This window comes from Streptococcus suis (assembly GCF_002960425.1).
GTDB lineage: Bacteria > Bacillota > Bacilli > Lactobacillales > Streptococcaceae > Streptococcus > Streptococcus suis_S.
The window spans coordinates 107,810-126,816 of record NZ_POIZ01000087.1 but is presented as its reverse complement, the minus strand read 5'-3'; the positions used below and the strand labels follow the sequence as shown (position 1 = coordinate 126,816).

At 41.8% G+C, this 19,007-nt stretch carries 16 protein-coding genes; 15 read left to right on the top strand and 1 reads right to left on the bottom strand.

Features of this window, described 5'->3' with window-relative positions:
- Positions 1-10: 10 nt before the first annotated feature.
- From pta to C1G57_RS10155, 8 genes are all read left to right on the top strand, one after another.
- Positions 11-997 (top strand): phosphate acetyltransferase, encoded by a 987-nt coding sequence (gene pta / locus C1G57_RS10190; protein WP_105114797.1) that lies wholly within the window; start codon positions 11-13, stop codon positions 995-997.
- 4 nt (positions 998-1,001) lie between these two features.
- The gene (locus C1G57_RS10185) at positions 1,002-2,738 is read left to right on the top strand and encodes an ABC transporter ATP-binding protein (RefSeq protein WP_105114796.1); all 1,737 of its coding nucleotides are present in this window, start codon (positions 1,002-1,004) and stop codon (positions 2,736-2,738) included.
- Positions 2,725-4,473, top strand: coding sequence for an ABC transporter ATP-binding protein (locus tag C1G57_RS10180; RefSeq protein WP_105114795.1), 1,749 nt, complete (start codon positions 2,725-2,727; stop codon positions 4,471-4,473). Before C1G57_RS10185 ends, C1G57_RS10180 begins: the two co-directional genes overlap by 14 nt.
- A 342-nt stretch (positions 4,474-4,815) precedes the next feature.
- Complete coding sequence (gene rpsP / locus C1G57_RS10175) at positions 4,816-5,088, top strand: 30S ribosomal protein S16 (RefSeq protein ID WP_024392238.1); 273 nt, start codon at positions 4,816-4,818, stop codon at positions 5,086-5,088.
- A gap of 21 nt (positions 5,089-5,109) precedes the next feature.
- Entirely contained in the window at positions 5,110-5,352 is a 243-nt protein-coding gene (locus C1G57_RS10170; protein WP_002940680.1) for a KH domain-containing protein, read from the top strand.
- A gap of 281 nt (positions 5,353-5,633) precedes the next feature.
- A complete protein-coding gene (locus tag C1G57_RS10165) occupies positions 5,634-7,370 on the top strand; it encodes an ABC transporter ATP-binding protein (protein WP_105114794.1) in 1,737 nt (578 codons plus the stop codon).
- A 9-nt stretch (positions 7,371-7,379) separates the two neighbouring features.
- Complete coding sequence (locus C1G57_RS10160; RefSeq protein WP_105114793.1) at positions 7,380-9,179, top strand: ABC transporter ATP-binding protein; 1,800 nt, start codon at positions 7,380-7,382, stop codon at positions 9,177-9,179.
- 528 nt (positions 9,180-9,707) lie between these two features.
- The gene (locus tag C1G57_RS10155) at positions 9,708-10,595 is read left to right on the top strand and encodes a hypothetical protein (protein WP_105114792.1); all 888 of its coding nucleotides are present in this window, start codon (positions 9,708-9,710) and stop codon (positions 10,593-10,595) included.
- 98 nt (positions 10,596-10,693) lie between these two features.
- Here C1G57_RS10155 and C1G57_RS10150 read toward each other — a convergent pair whose 3' ends face one another.
- Positions 10,694-11,632 carry a polysaccharide deacetylase family protein gene (locus C1G57_RS10150; protein WP_105114791.1) on the bottom strand — a complete coding sequence of 313 codons (939 nt, stop codon included), beginning with the start codon at positions 11,630-11,632 and terminating at the stop codon, positions 10,694-10,696.
- 105 nt (positions 11,633-11,737) lie between these two features.
- Between C1G57_RS10150 and C1G57_RS10145 the strand changes: the two genes are divergently transcribed.
- The 7 genes from C1G57_RS10145 to C1G57_RS10115 all read left to right on the top strand — a co-directional run bounded on the left by C1G57_RS10145 (position 11,738) and on the right by C1G57_RS10115 (position 18,960).
- Positions 11,738-13,024 carry a homoserine dehydrogenase gene (locus C1G57_RS10145; RefSeq protein ID WP_105114790.1) on the top strand — a complete coding sequence of 429 codons (1,287 nt, stop codon included), beginning with the start codon at positions 11,738-11,740 and terminating at the stop codon, positions 13,022-13,024.
- Positions 13,025-13,027: 3 nt separating this feature from the next.
- Positions 13,028-13,888 carry a homoserine kinase gene (thrB, locus tag C1G57_RS10140; RefSeq protein ID WP_105114789.1) on the top strand — a complete coding sequence of 287 codons (861 nt, stop codon included), beginning with the start codon at positions 13,028-13,030 and terminating at the stop codon, positions 13,886-13,888.
- Positions 13,889-14,014: 126 nt separating this feature from the next.
- The gene (gene murB / locus C1G57_RS10135; protein ID WP_105114788.1) at positions 14,015-14,920 is read left to right on the top strand and encodes a UDP-N-acetylmuramate dehydrogenase; all 906 of its coding nucleotides are present in this window, start codon (positions 14,015-14,017) and stop codon (positions 14,918-14,920) included.
- A 261-nt stretch (positions 14,921-15,181) separates the two neighbouring features.
- The gene (locus tag C1G57_RS10130) at positions 15,182-16,336 is read left to right on the top strand and encodes an ABC transporter ATP-binding protein (protein WP_105114787.1); all 1,155 of its coding nucleotides are present in this window, start codon (positions 15,182-15,184) and stop codon (positions 16,334-16,336) included.
- Positions 16,320-17,120 carry an ABC transporter permease gene (locus C1G57_RS10125; RefSeq protein ID WP_105114786.1) on the top strand — a complete coding sequence of 267 codons (801 nt, stop codon included), beginning with the start codon at positions 16,320-16,322 and terminating at the stop codon, positions 17,118-17,120. Before C1G57_RS10130 ends, C1G57_RS10125 begins: the two co-directional genes overlap by 17 nt.
- Positions 17,120-17,890, top strand: a complete 771-nt coding sequence (locus C1G57_RS10120) for an ABC transporter permease (RefSeq protein ID WP_029187210.1) — start codon at positions 17,120-17,122, stop codon at positions 17,888-17,890. Before C1G57_RS10125 ends, C1G57_RS10120 begins: the two co-directional genes overlap by 1 nt.
- Positions 17,890-18,960 (top strand): ABC transporter substrate-binding protein, encoded by a 1,071-nt coding sequence (locus C1G57_RS10115; RefSeq protein ID WP_105114785.1) that lies wholly within the window; start codon positions 17,890-17,892, stop codon positions 18,958-18,960. The genes C1G57_RS10120 and C1G57_RS10115 overlap by 1 nt, the downstream gene beginning before the upstream one ends.
- Positions 18,961-19,007: the final 47 nt, after the last annotated feature.

The window sequence follows — 19,007 nt, the reverse complement described above, 5'->3', positions numbered from 1 at the left end:
GAGAATTTTCATGGAAATTCGGAATTTATTTGGTGAAATGAAGCAAAAAATCGTAGGTAAAAAACTGCGTATTGTTTTCCCAGAAGGTACAGATGAGCGTGTCGTGCGTGCAGCAGCTCGTTTGAAATTTGAAGGTTTGGTAGAGCCAATCATCCTTGGTGTGCCAGAAGATGTTCATACCTTGTTGACAGACTTTGGTTTCTCAAACCCTGGTATTACGGTGATTGACCCGAATAATTACGGAAACTTTGATACCATGAAGCAGGAGTTTGTGACTCTTCGTAAGGGCAAGGTTGATGAGGCGCAGGCAGATGAAATCTTGCGTGATGTCAACTACTTTGGTGTTATGTTGGTACAAATGGGCTTGGCTGAAGGTATGGTATCAGGTGCCATTCACTCAACTGCGGATACTGTTCGTCCAGCCCTTCAAATCATTAAAACCAAGCCAGGTGTGCAACGTACTTCAGGTGTCTTCTTGATGGTGAAAGACCAGCACAAGTTTGTCTTTGGTGACTGTGCAATCAACATTGAACCAGATGCGGAAACCTTGGCTGAGATTGCGATCCAATCTGCAGAAACAGCTAAAACATTTGGTATCGATCCAAAAGTAGCTATGATTTCCTATTCAACAAAAGGTTCAGGTTCTGGTCCACGTGTAGACAAGGTTGTTGAAGCTACTCGTATTGCCCAAGAACTCCGTCCAGATCTTTTGATTGATGGTGAGTTGCAGATGGATGCGGCCTTGGTTCCTGATACAGCTCGTTTGAAAGCACCTGGAAGCCCAGTAGCAGGACAAGCCAATGTCTTTGTTTTCCCAGCTATTGAGGCAGGAAACATTACTTACAAGGTAGTTGAGCGTCTTGGTGGCTACGAAGCGGTTGGTCCAGTCTTGCAAGGCTTGAACAAGCCAGTGAACGACCTTTCACGTGGCTGTAGTTCAGAAGATGTCTACAAATTGGGTATTATTACTGCGGCACAAGCGATTGCTGCTGAGTAATCAGATGACATCACTTTTTCGATATTTTAAACCATATAAGAAGGAAACACTATTAGGTCCAGTTTTCAAGTTATTGGAGGCTAGCTTCGAGCTGTTGGTACCTTTGTTGATTGCTTATATGGTTGATAGCATTATTCCAAATGGCAACCGGGGAAACCTGGTTGCTATGCTTTTATTATTGGTCGGTCTTGCTTGTGTCGGAATAACTGTTTCGCTGATAGCTCAATACTTTTCTGCCAAGGCAGCAGTTGGTGTGACAAAGGAGCTTACGAATGATTTGTATCAAAAAGTCCTTTCACTTCCAAAATCTAGTCGAGATATTCTTTCCTCTTCAAGTCTTTTGACCAGACTGACCAGTGATACCTTGCAAATCCAGACAGGAATCAATACCTTTTTACGCTTATTTTTACGAGCTCCCATAGTTGTATTTGGTTCGCTGATGATGGCCTTCTACATTAGTCCAAATTTATCGGTCTATTTCTTAGGAATGATTATCCTCTTACTTATCATAGTGACTGGAATTTCCATCCTGACCAGCCGTATTTACCAATCCATTCGAAAGGAATTAGATGGTTTGGTAGGACAGGTGCGAGAAACGGTTACGGGTTGGAGGATTATTCGTGCATTTGGGCAAAGAGAGCGGGAAATAAAGGCTTTTCAAGGCATCAATCAGCGTTATAAGCAGCAACAACTAGAGGCTGGTTTTTGGTCTAGTCTTTTATCTCCATTGACCTTTCTAGTGGTAAATAGCACCTTACTCATTCTCATCTGGCAAGGAAATACAGCTATTTCAAACAATCTACTGGAACAGGGGATGTTGGTTGCTCTTATCAACTATCTCCTTCAAATTTTGGTTGAGCTGGTTAAGATGATTATGGTTGTGTCTACTCTTAATCAGACCTATATTTCAGTCCAACGCATTCAAGAAGTTTTTGAACAAGAGTCTGAAGATGTGCAAGCTGATTTGCCTGTGGTTAATAGTAGGGATAAGGAATTGGTGTTCTTAGTTCATGACCTTACATTTACTTACCCCCAATCAGCTGAAAAATCCTTGGTTAACATAAGTTTCCAACTGCGCAAGGGGCAATTCATGGGAATTATTGGAGGGACTGGAGCAGGTAAGTCCACCCTAGTGGATTTATTGCAGGCACTCTATTCTTTACCGACCAGCCAACTTTCTATCTATATGGATGGAAAAAGTCCTAAGAATGTAAAAGAGTGGCGCCGGCAAATTGCTATCGTTCCACAGCAAGCACAGCTTTTTGCTGGAACTATTCGTTCTAATCTATCTTTAGGATTGGAAAGTGTATCAGATAGTGATTTGTGGGTGGCCTTAGCAATTGCTCAAGCTAAATCTTTCATAGAGGACAAGGGTGGTTTAGATAGTCCTGTAGAAGCCTTTGGGAAGAATTTTTCTGGTGGGCAACGTCAACGCTTGACCATTGCACGTGCTATTTTGCAGAAAGCACCGATTTTGATTTTAGATGACGCGACCTCTGCCTTGGACTACCTAACAGAAAGTCGCTTATTGGCTGCGATTCGTCGTGAATTGCCAGAGCAAACCTTAATAATGGTGTCGCAGAGGACTAATAGTTTGCGGGCAGCTGATCAGATTTTAGTCTTGGATCAAGGGCGTCAAGTTGGACTTGGTCGCCATGAAGACTTGCTGAGAAGCTCTGCTATTTACCAAGAAATCGATCAATCACAACATAGGGAGGAGGGCAGCCATGAAACAATCTAGTTTTAAGGAACTGGTCAAATTGGTTTTCAAACAGCCACTCCGAATGTTCTTGATGTTGGTGGGAAGTTTAGCGCAAGTGCTTTTGACAGTCTATCTGCCGATTTTGATTGGTCAGGCAGTTGATGCAGTTTTGATAGCAGACAGTCAGGTCTTGCTCGGTATTCTTGGAAAAATGGTTATGGTTATCTTGCTTAATACGCTGGTGCAATGGTATCTCCCGCTCCTAACTAATCGCTTGGTTTACGGAATGGTGGCTGATTTGCGGGAACAAGTCTATGTGAAGCTGCACCATATGCCCCTAGCTTATTTAGACCGTCAATCAGTCGGCGATTTAGTAGCGCGATTTTCAAGTGATAGTGAGCAATTAACAAATGGTCTCTTGATGATCTTTAATCAATTTTTCATTGGTATCTTGATTATTTTCCTAACCATTTTTACAATGGCTAGACTGGACATGACCATGATGTTGGTCGTTGTGGCTCTGACCCCTGTTTCTCTGCTTGTGGCACGCTATATTGCTAAGAAATCCTATGGTTATTATAGAAAGCAAACTCAGGCGCGTGGCCAGCAGTCCCAGTTGCTTGAGGAATCAATTAGTCAATTGACACTGGTTCAGTCTTTCAATGCTCAAGAGCAATTTACGAAGCATTTTCAGGTCGTCAATGACCAGTATGCAGCCTATTCCCAACAAGCTATCTTTGCCTCTTCGACAGTCAATCCTAGCACTCGCTTTGTCAACGCCCTTATTTATGCTTTACTAGCTGGACTTGGCGCGCTGAGAATTATGGCAGGGAATTTTACAGTGGGATCGCTGACAACCTTTCTCAACTATGCTAGTCAGTACAGCAAGCCTTTTAATGATATTTCTTCTGTCCTATCGGAATTGCAGAGCGCCTTAGCTTGTGCAGACAGGCTCTTTGCTATCTTGGCTCAAGACAGTATTATCGATCGGGCAGAGCGGAAAATTGATTGGGAGGAGTTGAAGGGGGCTATTTCCTTTGAAAATGTGTCTTTCTCTTACAGAGATAATCAATCATTGATTGAAGCTCTAAATATTGACGTTAAATCTGGGCAGAAAGTTGCCATTGTTGGACCGACAGGAGCTGGTAAATCAACCATGATTAACTTGCTCATGCGTTTCTACGATGTAACGGCTGGTCAGATTGTTTTAGATGGGGTTTCGATTAGCCAGTATAGTCGTGAAGACCTTCGCAGACAGATTGGCATGGTCTTACAGGAGACCTGGATTAAATCTGGCACCATTCATGATAATATTGCCTATGGCTATCCAAATGCCACGCGGGAATTGGTTATTGAGGCAGCTAAGGCAGCCAATGCAGACTTCTTTATTCGTCAGCTTCCGCAGGGCTACGATACGGTGCTATCAGATGGCGGCTCTTCTTTATCACAAGGGCAACGTCAGCTCTTGTCCATTGCGCGTGTTTTTGTTAAAATACCTAAAATCCTAATTTTAGACGAGGCGACTTCCTCTATTGATACACGGACCGAACTCTTGGTACAAGAAGCCTTTGCTAAATTGATGGAGGGACGGACCAGCTTTATCATTGCCCACCGGCTTTCTACCATTCAATCAGCCGACTTGATTTTGGTCATGGTGGATGGAAAAATTGTGGAACAAGGTAATCATGAAGAATTGATGGCTATGGGGGGCATATATTACAAAATGCAGAATAATCAGCAGATGGAGGATAATGTAACGAATGAAGCGCGATAGCACTGGACACGGGAAATAGTTCATCATTATAAGTGATTGAAATGATTTCAAGAATGTAAGTAAAGTACTGAAGAAGGATTAAATGAATACAATATGGTTAAAAATATTTGATTTTATGCGTTTTTTATAGGACGTTTGAATGCTAGAAAATGTGGAGCTTGTTGGGATATCTTGAAATGATGGATGTGTTTTTGATGAGGTTGTAAATGAGTTGCCGGATATTTTTTCGTTCTGTCAAGTTTTTTTCTTGACAGCTGGTCAAAGTGTGTTATAATAGAACATGTGCTAAATAGCTCTGCTATTTCACCGAATAAAAAAATAAAGAAAAGAGAACATTTTAAAATGGCAGTAAAAATCCGTTTGACTCGTATGGGTTCTAAAAAGAAACCTTTCTACCGTATTAACGTTGCAGACTCACGCGCACCACGCGATGGTCGTTTCATCGAAACAGTTGGTACTTACAACCCACTTTTGGCTGAAAACTCAGTAACTCTTAAAGAAGAGCGTGTACTTGAGTGGTTGGCAAAAGGTGCACAACCATCTGATACAGTTCGTGCCCTTCTTTCAAACGCTGGCGTATTGAAGAAATTCCACGAGCAAAAATTCTCTAAATAAGAACAGTAAGCGAGAACACTTATGGACATGATTGAAAATCTCATTATTGCGATTGTGAAACCTTTGATTTCACAGCCTGATAGCTTGACAATTAAAATTGTTGATACACCTGAATTTTTAGAATATCATTTGGATTTGGATAAATCTGATATTGGCCGTATCATTGGGAAAAAAGGACGCACAATTTCTGCAATCAGAACGATTGTTTACTCTGTTCCAACAAGTGATAAAAAAGTTCGTTTAGTGATTGACGAGAAAGAATAGAAAGTCACCATTTGGTGGCTTTTAACTTAGATAAAGGGGCTATGCCCCTTTTTATACTTTTTGAAAATCAAAAGCAGATATTGTTGACTTGATTTGATGAGTGAAAAGCTCCAGTGGAGGTTTTCATCCTGTTACCTTGAAACAAAATAGTAACAGGTTTCTATCCGTTCAGAGAATCAAAGATGTTCGCTCTATCACCAAGCTCCAAAGGTTCCACGAACCTTTAGAGTTGGTCTATTTTTGATTTTCATTGAGTATGAACATATAGAAAGGGTGAAAAGATGAATCTGATTTGGACCTATTTGAAAAAATATCCTAAGTGGATTGCCTTGGACTTGTTGGGAGCCTTCTTATTTGTAGTGGTAAACTTGGGCTTGCCGACATTTTTGGCGAGAATGATTGACCAAGGAATTACAAAAAATGATGTTGGTCAGCTCTATTATTGGGCGGGCATGATGGGCTTAATCGTCTTGCTTGGAATTCTTGGACGAATAACGCTTGCCTATGCAGCTGGTCAGTTGACAACCAATATCGTCAAAGATATTCGAAATGATTTGTACGAGAAAATTCAGGACTATTCTCATAACGAGTATGAGCAGATTGGTGTTTCTTCTCTGGTTGCTCGTATGACTAATGATGCTTTTGTCTTGATGCAGTTTGCGGAGATGGTATTGAAGCTGGGAATTATCACTCCTTTGATGATGATTGCTTCTGTCATTATGACCTTGGTAACCAGTCCGAGTCTAGCTTGGACAGTCGCAGTAGCCATGCCGTTTCTTGTTATCGTTATTTTCTATGTAGCAACTAAAACCCGCCCTCTATCAGAAACACAGCAAAAACGCTTGGATACCATCAACCAGTATGTTCGTGAAAACCTCATGGGCTTGCGGGTTATTCGAGCTTTTACTCGGGAAGAATTTCAAGAGGAGCGTTTTGCGGCAGTCAATGAAGAATACACAGAAACATCCAAAAAACTCTTTAATCTGACTGGTTTAACAGAGCCTCTCTTTGTGCAGATTATCATTGCTATGATTGTGGCCATTGTCTGGTTTGCTTTGGAACCCTTGAAAACAGGCAGTCTGCAAATCGGTGATTTGGTAGCCTTTATAGAATATAGTTTCCACGCGCTTTTCTCATTCTTGCTCTTTGCCAACTTGTTTAACATGTATCCACGGATGTCAGTATCGAGCCAACGGATTCAGGAAGTCTTGGACATGCCCATTTCCATTTCTAAGAATGAAGATGGCATTACTGAAACAGACACTCGTGGTTATTTGGAATTTGAAAATGTAACCTTTGCCTATCCTGGTGAAACGGAATCTCCTGTTCTTCACAATATTTCATTTCAGGCTAAGCCTGGGGAAACCATTGCCTTTATTGGTTCGACTGGTTCTGGTAAGTCTTCTTTGGTGCAGTTAATTCCGCGTTTTTATGATGTGACACTTGGTCGTATCTTGGTGGACGGTGTGGATGTCAGACGCTACAATCTAAAGGCACTTCGTAGCAAGATTGGCTTTATTCCGCAGAAAGCTCTGCTATTTACCGGAACCATCGCAGAAAACCTCAAGTACGGGAAGCTAGATGCGAGTTTGGCGGAGTTGCAGGAAGCGACGGATGTGGCTCAGGCCAAGGACTTTATCGAGAGCAAGGAAGAGAAATTCGACACCCATCTAGCAGAGGGCGGAAGTAACCTGTCGGGCGGGCAAAAGCAACGTTTGTCTATTGCCCGTGCCATTGTCAAACAGCCAGACATTTATATTTTTGATGATTCCTTCTCAGCCTTGGACTATAAGACGGATGCCATTTTGAGAGCTCGTTTGAAGGAAGTAACGGAACATGCGACGGTGCTGATTGTAGCTCAACGGGTCGGAACCATTATGGATGCCGACCAGATTATCGTGCTAAACGAGGGTGAAATCGTTGGTCGTGGTACTCACAATGAATTGATGGAAAGCAATGAGATTTACCGTGAAATTGCCAACTCCCAGCTTAACCGTCAATCCTTGACAGAAGAATAGGAGGAATGTATGAAGAATTCATCAGTATTTACCCGTGTTTGGGGCTACCTACGTCGTTACAAATCTTCTGTATTTTTAGCTGTTTTTCTAAAGACCATCAGTGCAGTCATGAATGCCTTGGAACCCTTTGTGTTGGGGCTTATCATCACAGAATTGACCAAGAATTTGCTGGACATGGCAAATGGAGTAGCAGGGGCTCAACTAAACTATTCCTACATCGCCATCATGCTTGCCATCTATGCCCTGCGCGCTCTGATGTATGAAATCGGTGCCTATGGTTCTAACTATTTTATGACCAAGGCAGTGCAGGGGGCGACCAAGGAACTGCGTCAGGACTTGAGCCATAAGATTAACAAAATTCCTGTTTCTTATTTTGACAAGCACCAGTATGGTGATTTACTTGGACGTTTTACAAGCGATGTGGAAACTGTGTCGAATGCCCTGCAACAAAGTTTCCTTCAGTTAGTCAATGCTGTTCTGACTCTCTCTCTAGCCATTTTCATGTGTTTCTGGTTGGATGTATCCCTAGCACTTGTAGTCGTAACCTTGGTTCCAGTGACCTATTTTGGTTCCAAGTTTGTCATGGGCAAATCCCAACCCTACTTTAAACAACAGGCTGATGCGCTTGGCCGTTTGAATGGCTTTGTCCAAGAAAACCTTACTGGTTTTAACGTCCTCAAGCTCTACGGTCGTGAAGAGTTGTCCACGCAAGAATTTCGCCAGATAACTGCTGACTTGCAGGAAGTTGGCTTCAAGGCTAGTTTCATGTCTGGCTTGCTCATGCCCCTGGTACACGGTTTGTCAAACATTGCCTATGTCGTCGTGGCCTTACTTGCTGGTCTGAAAGTCCTTGCGGGTACATTGACAGTTGGTAATATGCAGGCCTTCGTCCAATACGTCTGGCAGATTTCTCAGCCCGTCCAAACCTTGACCCAGTTGGCACCCCAGTTGCAGTCTGCTAAATCTTCCCTTGAACGCATCTTTTCAGTCCTAGATGAGCTTGACGAAGAAGACGCAAATGCGCTAGAGTTGTCAGCTAGTCTGACCGGACAAGTCAGCTTTGAACTGGTCGAATTCGGCTATTCAGAAGATAAGCCACTTATCCGTAATTTTACTCTTGATGTGAAACCAGGTGAAATGGTGGCGATCGTTGGACCAACAGGGGCTGGTAAGACAACCCTCATCAACCTGCTCATGCGTTTCTATGATGTCACATCTGGTGCTATCAAGGTGGATGGTCAGGATATTAGAAAGATTTCTCGTCAATCCTACCGTAGTCAATTTGGTATGGTCTTGCAGGATGCTTGGCTCTACGAAGGGACCATCAAGGAAAACCTGCGTTTTGGACGTCTGGATGCGACGGATGAAGAAATTGTTGAGGCTGCCAAAGCTGCCAATGTCGACCACTTTATCCGCACCCTGCCTGGTGGTTACAACATGGAAATGAACCAGGAATCCAGCAATATTTCCCAAGGTCAGAAACAGCTCTTGACTATTGCGCGTGCCTTGTTAGCGGACCCAGCCATTCTCATCCTTGATGAAGCGACTTCTTCCGTTGATACACGTTTGGAACTCCTCATTCAAAAGGCTATGAAGCGATTGATGAAGGGGCGGACCAGTTTTGTCATCGCCCACCGCTTATCAACCATTCAGGAAGCTGATAAGATTTTGGTCTTGAAGGATGGGCAGATTATCGAACAAGGCAACCACGACAGTCTTTTAGCAGACAAGGGTTTCTATTATAATCTGTATCAAAGTCAGTTTAGTCAATCCAATACTCTTCGAAAATCAAAAAGCAGACGTTGTTGACTTGATTTGATGAGTGAAAAAATCCTGTGGATTTTTTCAGCCTACTACCTGAAGATGCGAAAGTAGTAGGGGGCTATCTGCTCTTGGAGAAGCGAACTTCGTTCGTTCTATTTCTAACCTCCAAAGGTTCCCCAAACCTTTGGAGCTAGCCTGATTTTGATTTTCATTGAGTATACATAAAACGAACTCCCTTGTCGGTGAAGACTGGGGAGTTTTCTCATATAATTTTTTGTAAAAATTTATTGGTAATTTCTACTTGAAGGTTTTTCTCTTCAGTAGAAGGCAGGGAGTCCCCTATAATGAATTTTTGTTTTGATTGACAGTATCAATAATTAGTTCTATAATAAATGTATCAATATATAAAGCACAAGGTGTCGGAACGATACTTGATTCGACTAACCATATTACCATTAAACTAAGTATTAGCGTGAAGGAAGGCGATGGAGTTGTACCTATTAACATAAATAAAATGATTTACGTTTTAATTTAAAAGCGTTGCCGCAAGATACGGTACTGTGGAGGATAGCAATGAAAAAAATAATTGGTCTATTTATTTTGCTTATTTCAGTTTTATTATTAGAACCATCTGGAAATCTAGGTGTTTCTGCTTTAGAAAATGATAGTACAGTCGTTGAAAAAATAAGTTCAACTGATGAACATTTAGTTGAATTTATCAGTCATGGTGCTTCAGAATATGAACCAGGAACCTTTAGAATGACATTAAAAGTGGGTGAAAAAGGACAAATTCTTCGTCCTCAGAATTCCCCATTGAAAGATTTTCGTTATTCATTTGAAATGACGGTAAGGGACCCATCTATCATCTCATTTGATGAGCAGGGGAATTGGGAGGCGCTAAAAGTTGGAAAAACAGAAGTCATTCCAAATTTTCCAAGTGGTGATAGTATACAGGCTAAAAAGTTTCAAGAAGAATTGGCTAAGTCACCGTTAAAATTAATAGTTAATGAGGTGAAGGTTGGTTGGGAAGTTACAGTTGTAGAAGCAGATTTTTTTGATGGCAGACCAATGTATCGTTTTTACAATCCCAATAATAAAGAGCATTTTTACACAGGGTCAGTTGATGAGCGAGATTTCCTAACCAAAATAGGTTGGGGTTCTTATGAGGGAATCTCTTGGTTGTCACCTGCATCAGGTCAAGCTGTATATCGCCTTTATAATCCAATATTGAAGGATCACCACTATACAATAGACACACATGAGGTGGATATTTTAACTAGTCAGTATAATTGGATAAATGAGGGTATTGCTTGGTATTCAGGTGGTGATACGCATGTTCACCGATTATTCCATAGCAGTCTTACATCGGGCTCACATCATTATACTACCGATGAGAACGAGGTGAAAATCCTTCAAGAACGTGGTTGGAAATATGAAGGTATTGCTTGGTATGGTAAATAACAAAGTGAAATTTTAGGTAGATCTTCTATACTAGTATATGAACGAACTCCCTTGTCAGTGATGACAGGGGAGTTTTCTCATATACATGTTTGTAACATTTAATAGGCAATTTCTGCTAGTAGATTTTCAGCTGTAGTGGTAGGGAGGATGCGAACGCGATTGAGAGTGAGCAGGCCGTCACTAGCAGAAGCCAAACCGTTGTTGGTTGTGACACCTAGTTTGTAGCCTGCTTGTTCAGTCAAGGCAACTGTATCAGCTGAATAGCGACCACCAGGATAGGCAATGGCGATGGTGTTTTGCTGTAGCTGACTATCTAGATAGGCCTTAGATGTAGTCAGTTCTTCGGTTTGTGTTTCAATGGTACTGTATTCCAAGTCTGGATGGTTGACAGTATGACCTTGGAAAGAAAGACCAGCTGCCTGCATTTCCTTGATTTGCTCGATGGTCAGATGACCAGCTTGTTCATATTCTGTAAAACCTGTGATGACGTTATTTGTAGCCTTCATCTGATACTGCTTGAGCAGGGGGTAGGCGTGGCTATAGAAATCCCAGAGGCTATCATCAAAGGTTAGCCAGACCACTTTTTTCCCAGCTGGTAAGACATTTTCAGTGAGCACCTTATAGGCCTCTTCAGGTGAAAGCGTGTAATAGTCCGCGTCCTGTAAGGCTTTTAAATGACTTTCAAAGGTTGCAGGGTCAACAATCAAATTTGCATTTGCAGCTTCCTCAGGTGCCATGACATGAATGGCATGGTACATGAGAATAGGTAGTTTGACTGGTTCAGCCTGTACTTCCCAAGTGATAGCTGTTGGACTGGAAGAGCTGGAATTTGTCATAGTTCCTTGTTCTTGTACCTGCTTGGCAGATGAAGAACTGTTGTCTGGTTTGTCAGTTATTTGTTGCGAGACTTTAAATATGAGGAAGCCGAGTAGGATAAACAAAAGAAGTAGGGGAAGTAGGTCTAAGAATCGTTCGATTCTTGTCCGTCTTTTTCGCTTTTGTTTTCTATTTAGAGTAGTCAGTCTGGAATGCTTCATAAAAACTTCTCCCTATAAATATGTATAGATTGATTATACCAAATTTTTTGCCAAAAAGTTAGTCTATTTGATATAATAGTAGAAATACTTTTAAAAGGAGATTACATGGTCGTTAAGATTGGATTGCTTGGATTTGGTACTGTTGCAAGTGGTGTGCCATTTTTATTAGCAGAAAATACAGAAAAGATTGAAAAGGCTGCCCAGGACAGCATTGAAGTAGCAAAGGTTCTAGTAAAAGATGATGTAGAAAAAGAACGCTTGTTGGCTGCAGGTCATGACTACCATTTTGTAACAAATATTGATGAGATTTTAGCGGATGAGGACATTGCCATTGTCGTTGAATTGATGGGACGGATTGAACCTGCTAAAACCTTTATTACACGTGCTCTTGAAGCTGGCAAGCATATCGTCACAGCCAATAAGGATTTGTTGGCGGTTCATGGTAGCGAATTGCGTGCCTTGGCTGAAGAGAAAGGTCTTGCGCTTTATTATGAAGCTGCTGTGGCAGGTGGTATTCCAATCTTGCGTACCTTGGTCAACTCTTTGGCTGCTGACAAGGTCACTCGTATCCTCGGTGTCTTGAATGGTACGTCTAACTTCATGTTGACTAAGATGGTTGATGAAGGCTGGACTTACGAAAAAGCTCTTCAAACAGCGCAGGAACTTGGCTATGCAGAATCTGACCCAACAAATGACGTTGAAGGTATTGATGCGGCTTACAAGGCAGTTATCCTCAGTCAATTTGCTTTCGGGATGACAGTTGATTTTGACCATGTGGCACACAAGGGAATTTCAAACATCACGCCAGAAGATGTAGCAGTGGCTCAAGAATTGGGTTATGTCATTAAACTTGTGGGTGATATTCAAGAAACCACCTCTGGTATTGCTGCCGAAGTATCTCCAACCTTCCTACCGAAAAACCATCCACTTGCTAGCGTCAATGGTGTGATGAATGCTGTATTTGTCGAATCTATCGGTATCGGTCAGTCTATGTACTATGGACCAGGTGCAGGTCAGAAGCCAACAGCAACAAGTGTAACGGCTGATATTATCCGTATCGTTCGTCGTTTGAAAGATAATACTATCGGAAAAGCCTTCAATGAATACAGCCGTACGCTTCAATTGGCTGCTCCAAGCGATGTTAAGAGCGAGTACTATTTCTCAATTGTTGCGCCTGATAAGAATGGTAAGATGCTTCGTTTAGCAGAAATCTTTAATTCGGAAGAAATTTCCTTCAAACAAATTTTGCAACAAGCTGCGGATGGTGAAACTGCTCGTTTAGTCATTGTTACCCACGAAATGAGCAAGACACAATTGGAGAATGTGACTGCTAAACTGGCTCAGGAAACTGATTTTACAGTCTTGAATACCTTCAAGGTATTGGGAGAATAAGACATGAAAATTATTATTCCAGCAACATCAGCCAATATCGGTCCTGGTTTTGACTCTGTTGGTGTTGCCCTTTCAAAATACTTGACCATTGAAGTTTTGGAACAAACAGAAGATTGGGTAATTGAACACAATCTTGATCATGTACCCTCAGACAAGAACAATCTTTTGATTAAGACTGCACTAAAAGTGGCTAAAAACTTGCAACCACATCGGATCAAGATGACCAGTGATATTCCATTGGCGCGTGGATTGGGTTCATCCAGCTCTGTTATTGTAGCAGGTATTGAGTTGGCCAATCAGTTGGCAGGATTGAATATGACGGCAGAGGAAAAATTGCTCAAAGCAACTGAAATTGAAGGCCATCCTGACAATGTGGCGCCTGCGATTTATGGTAATCTAGTTATTGCCAGCTATGTCAATAAAAAGGTTCAGGCAGTGGTAACAGAGTTTCCTGAGGCAAGCTTTGTTGCCTTTATTCCGAACTACCCTTTGCGGACCGTTGAAAGTCGTGGGGTGCTACCTTCACAAATGGGCTATAAAAAAGCCGTGGCAGCCAGCGCCATTTCCAATGTAGCTGTTGCCAGTTTGATGGCTGGTGATTTGGAAAAGGCTGGAAAAGCCATTCAGTCAGATATGTTCCATGAACCCTTCCGTCAACTGTTGGTCAAAGAATTTTGTCCAATCAAGCAAACAGCACAAGAATTGGGAGCCTACGCGACCTATTTATCAGGAGCTGGACCAACTGTCATGGTATTGGCATCAAAGGACAAAGAAACTGCCCTCGTGGCTGCTCTTGAACAACTAGACCTAGATGGAACCGTTCATTCTCTCCATGTAGATACCCAGGGTATTCAAGTGCTCTAATTTTCAGCTCCGTGTGAGCTGATTTTTTTCGTAAAAATTCTGACCATAAATTGGATTTCTATTCGTTTTTTGTGCTGTTTTTTGGTATAATATGACCTGTATATTTTAAATTGAAATGAGAAGATGATGAAAGATAAAATTAGGCTTGAATTGGATGGGATTGACATTCGGTTCGACGAGCCCTTAAAAGAATATACTTATACAAAAGTTGGAGGAGCTGTTGATTACTTAGCATTTCCTCGTAACCGTTATGAAATTGTCCGTATTGTCGAGTTTGCCAAGCGTGAAAACATTCCTTGGCAGGTACTAGGCAATTCAAGTAATATTATCGTTCGTGACGGTGGTATTCGTGGATTTGTTATCCGCATGGACAAGCTCAATTCTGTGACTGTTTCGGGCTACACCATTGAAGCAGAAGCAGGGGCTAATCTGATTGAAACGACAAAGGTTGCCCTCTTCCATTCCTTGACAGGTTTTGAATTTGCCTGTGGTATTCCTGGAAGTATTGGCGGTGCTGTCTACATGAATGCTGGTGCCTATGGTGGCGAAATCGCTCATATCTTGGTTTCGGCTCAGATTTTGACACCTGCAGGTTATGTAGAAACACTTGATAACCGTGAGTTACGTTTTGGCTATCGTTCTTCTATTCTACAAGAGAATGGTGCCATTGTTTTATCTGCTAAATTTGCCCTAAAACCTGGTAACTATCCTGTTATCCAAAATGAAATGGCTCGTTTGACCCATTTGCGTGAGTTGAAACAGCCATTGGAATATCCATCATGTGGTTCAGTCTTTAAACGCCCTCCAGGTCATTTTGCAGGTCAGTTGATTATGGAAGCTGGTTTGAAAGGTTACCGTATTGGCGGTGTGGAAGTATCTGAAAAACACGCTGGTTTTATGGTCAATGTGGCTGATGGAACGGCATTGGATTATGAACATTTGATCGCCCATGTGATTGAAGTTGTTGAAAAATCTTCAGGTGTTACGCTGGAGAGAGAGGTTCGTATTATCGGCGACCCTGCTGCTACATAGTCATTCAGTTTATCTTTTATTACGTCGGCATATGAGGAAACTCTTTTTCCTTATTTCCAACTTCAAACACTCCACTGGATTGTTTGAACTCGCTTTGCCGTACTTACGACAGTTACTTGCTATCGCAAGTATTATTTCCAACCTTGCACAGATGTTTGGACTGTGCAAGCTGGCTGCAACTCGTTGCCTAGTACTAAAAGCAAACTGAAAGACTAAACTTTAGCCATCTGGCTCTGTTTAAAAAGAAGGAATTTATGAGAATTGAAAAAGCCAATTATTGAATTTAAACACGTTTCAAAAGTATTTGAAGACAGTGGAACAACTGTATTAAAGGATATTAGTTTTGAATTGGAAGAAGGGAAATTTTATACCCTTTTAGGAGCTTCTGGTTCAGGAAAATCAACGATTTTGAATATTATTGCTGGTTTATTGGATGCGAGTTCAGGCGATATTTATCTGGACGGTCAACGGATAAACGATGTTCCGACCAATAAACGAGATGTCCATACCGTTTTCCAATCCTATGCTCTCTTCCCACATATGTCTGTCTTTGAAAATGTGGCTTTTCCTCTTAAATTGCGCAAGGTTAACAAGGCTGAAATTGAACGCCGTGTGACCGAGGCTCTCCAAATGGTCCGTCTTTCAGGTTACGAGAAACGTTCTATTCAGAAATTGTCTGGTGGTCAACGCCAACGGGTCGCTATTGCCCGTGCCATCATCAATCAGCCCCGCGTTGTCTTGCTAGATGAGCCTTTATCAGCCTTGGACTTGAAATTGCGGACTGAAATGCAGTACGAACTGCGTGAATTGCAACAACGTCTAGGAATTACCTTCGTCTTTGTTACCCATGACCAAGAAGAAGCTCTGGCCATGAGTGACTGGATTTTTGTCATGAACGAAGGCGAGATTGTCCAGTCTGGAACACCAGTGGACATTTACGACGAGCCAATCAACCATTTTGTTGCGACCTTTATTGGTGAATCAAACATTCTTCCAGGTCGAATGATTGAAGACTATCTTGTAGAATTCAACGGCAAACGCTTCGAAGCTGTCGATGGTGGTATGCGTCCTAATGAAGAAGTTGAAGTTGTCATCCGTCCAGAAGATTTGCAGATTACCCTTCCAGAAGAAGGCAAATTGCAGGTAAAAGTCGATACTCAGCTCTTCCGTGGGGTTCACTATGAAATCATTGCTTATGATGACCTTGGTAATGAGTGGATGATTCACTCAACCCGTAAGGCCATTGTGGGAGAAGTGATTGGTCTGGATTTTGAACCAGAAGACATTCATATCATGCGGCTCAATGAAACAGAGGAAGAATTTGATGCCCGTATTGAAGAGTATGTGGAAGTGGAAGAGGTGGAAGATGGCTTGATCAACGCTATCGAGGAGGAACGCAATGAAGAAAACCTCTAGGCTCTTTGCAATTCCCTATGCCCTATGGGTCTTTCTCTTTGTACTCGCACCTGTTGCCCTGATTATCTTCAAATCCTTCTTTGATATTCATGGTAATTTCACTCTGGCTAATTATCAAACTTATTTTAACTCGCCAAATATGACCTATCTGCGAATGAGTTTTAACTCTATTTTTTACGCAGGTATTATTACTCTGGTCACACTTTTGTTTTCCTACCCAACGGCCTATTTCTTGACCAAGCTCAAGCATAGACAGCTTTGGCTGATGCTCATTATTTTGCCAACCTGGGTCAATCTCTTGCTAAAAGCCTATGCCTTTATTGGTATTTTTGGGCAACATGGTTCTATTAACCAGTTCTTAGAATTTATTGGTCTGGGTGCCCAGCAAATTCTCTTCACGGATTTCTCTTTCATTGCTGTTGCAGCCTATATCGAGATTCCCTTTATGATATTGCCAATTTTTAATGCCTTGGATGATTTGGATAAAAATCTCATCAATGCTAGTCGTGATTTGGGGGCAACTTCTTGGCAGACCTTTACAAAAGTTATTTTTCCTCTTTCTATGAATGGGGTCCGTTCTGGTGTTCAGGCGGTTTTCATTCCAAGTTTGAGCCTTTTCATGTTGACCCGTTTGATTGGTGGTAACCGAGTGATTACACTTGGTACAGCTATTGAGCAACACTTCCTCACCACACAAAACTGGGGAATGGGTTCAACCATAGGTGTGGTCTTGATTTTGGCCATGCTCTTGATTATGTGGATGACGAAAGAGAGGAAGAAATAATGAAGAAATTTGCAAATATCTACTTAACAGTTGCCTTCCTCCTTCTTTACTTGCCCATTTTTTATCTCATTTTCTATGCCTTTAATGAAGGTGGAGATATGAATGGCTTTACAGGCTTTACCTTGGACCATTTTTCATCCATGCTTGGTGATAGCCGTCTGATGTTGATTTTGGCACAAACCTTTTTCTTGGCCTTCTTGAGCTCATTGATTGCGACCATTATCGGAACATTTGGTGCCATCTATATTTATCAGGCAAAACCTCGTTTCCAAAATGCCTTGCTGTCTGTCAATAATATCTTGATGGTAGCACCAGACGTTATGATTGGGGCAAGTTTCCTGATTCTCTTTACTATGATTGGTTTTCAATTAGGCTTTGTTTCTGTCTTGCTTAGTCACATTGCCTTCTCAATTCCGATTGTCGTCTTGATGGTCTTGCCTCGATTGAAGGAAATGAATGCAGATATGATTTCAGCAGCTTATGACTTGGGTGCAACCCAGCCACAAATGCTGAAAGAAATCATGTTGCCATATTTGACACCAGCCATTATTGCAGGCTATTTTATGGCCTTTACCTATTCCTTGGATGACTTTGCCGTGACCTTCTTTGTAACAGGAAATGGTTACTCAAACCTATCTGTTGAGATTTATTCACGGGCACGTCAGGGGATTTCCTTGGAAATCAATGCCCTGTCAACTCTTGTCTTCCTCTTTTCAATCTTGTTAGTGGTGGGCTATTACTTTATCTCACGTGAAAAGGAGGCTGACTAATGAAACGATTGTATTCATTCTTTGTCGGTATTGTAGCCATTATCCTAATTTTGTGGGGGATTAGTTATAAGTTAGAAGCTGATTCAACCCAAGGAACGACGGATAAGTTGGTCATCTACAACTGGGGAGATTACATTGATCCAGAATTACTGGAAGAATTTACAGCTGAAACGGGTATTCAGGTGGATTACCAGACCTTTGATTCCAACGAATCCATGTACACCAAGATCAAGCAGGGGGGAACGACCTATGACCTAGCTGTTCCTTCTGAGTATATGATTTCCAAAATGACGGAAGAAAATATGCTCATCAAGTTGGATAAATCAAAAATTGAAGGTTTGGACAATATCGATCCGCGATTCATGGGCTTGAGTTTTGATAAGAACAATGACTATTCTATTCCATACTTCTGGGGGACCTTGGGGATTGTTTACAATGAAACCATGGTTGAAAATCCTCCTAAAGAATGGGAAGATTTGTGGTCAGAGGAGTACCGTGATAATATCATGTTGATCGATGGTGTTCGTGAGGTCATGGGATTTGGCTTGCAATCTTTGGGTTACAGCCTAAACTCTAAAAATCCTGCGGAAATTGAAGAAACAGCTGAGCACCTTTACAATATGACCCCAAATGTCAAGGCCATCGTAGCTGATGAAATCAAGGGCTATATGATCCAAGATGCAGCTGCCGTTGCCGTTTCCTTCTCTGGCGAAGCCAGCGAAATGTTGGATGGCAATGAAAACCTCCGCTATGTTGTACCATCAAAAGGTTCTAACCTTTGGTTTGATAATATGGTCATTCCAAAAACAGCTAAGAACATTGACGGTGCCTATGCTTTCATGAGTTTCATGCTCCGTCCTGAAAATGCCTATCGAAATGCGGAATACGTGGGCTACTCCACGCCAATTCCAGAAGCCAAGGCTATGCTGGATGAAGAAACACAAAATGACGAATCTTTCTATCCTTCAGAGGAAACGATGAAGAAAATGGAAGTTTATGACAACCTTGGAAAAGAGATGCTTGGTCTGTACAATGACCTCTATCTCCAATTCAAGATGTATCGAAAATAGAAACTCTGTTTAAGAATGCAAAAAGTAGCTACTCTGAACGACTGTTC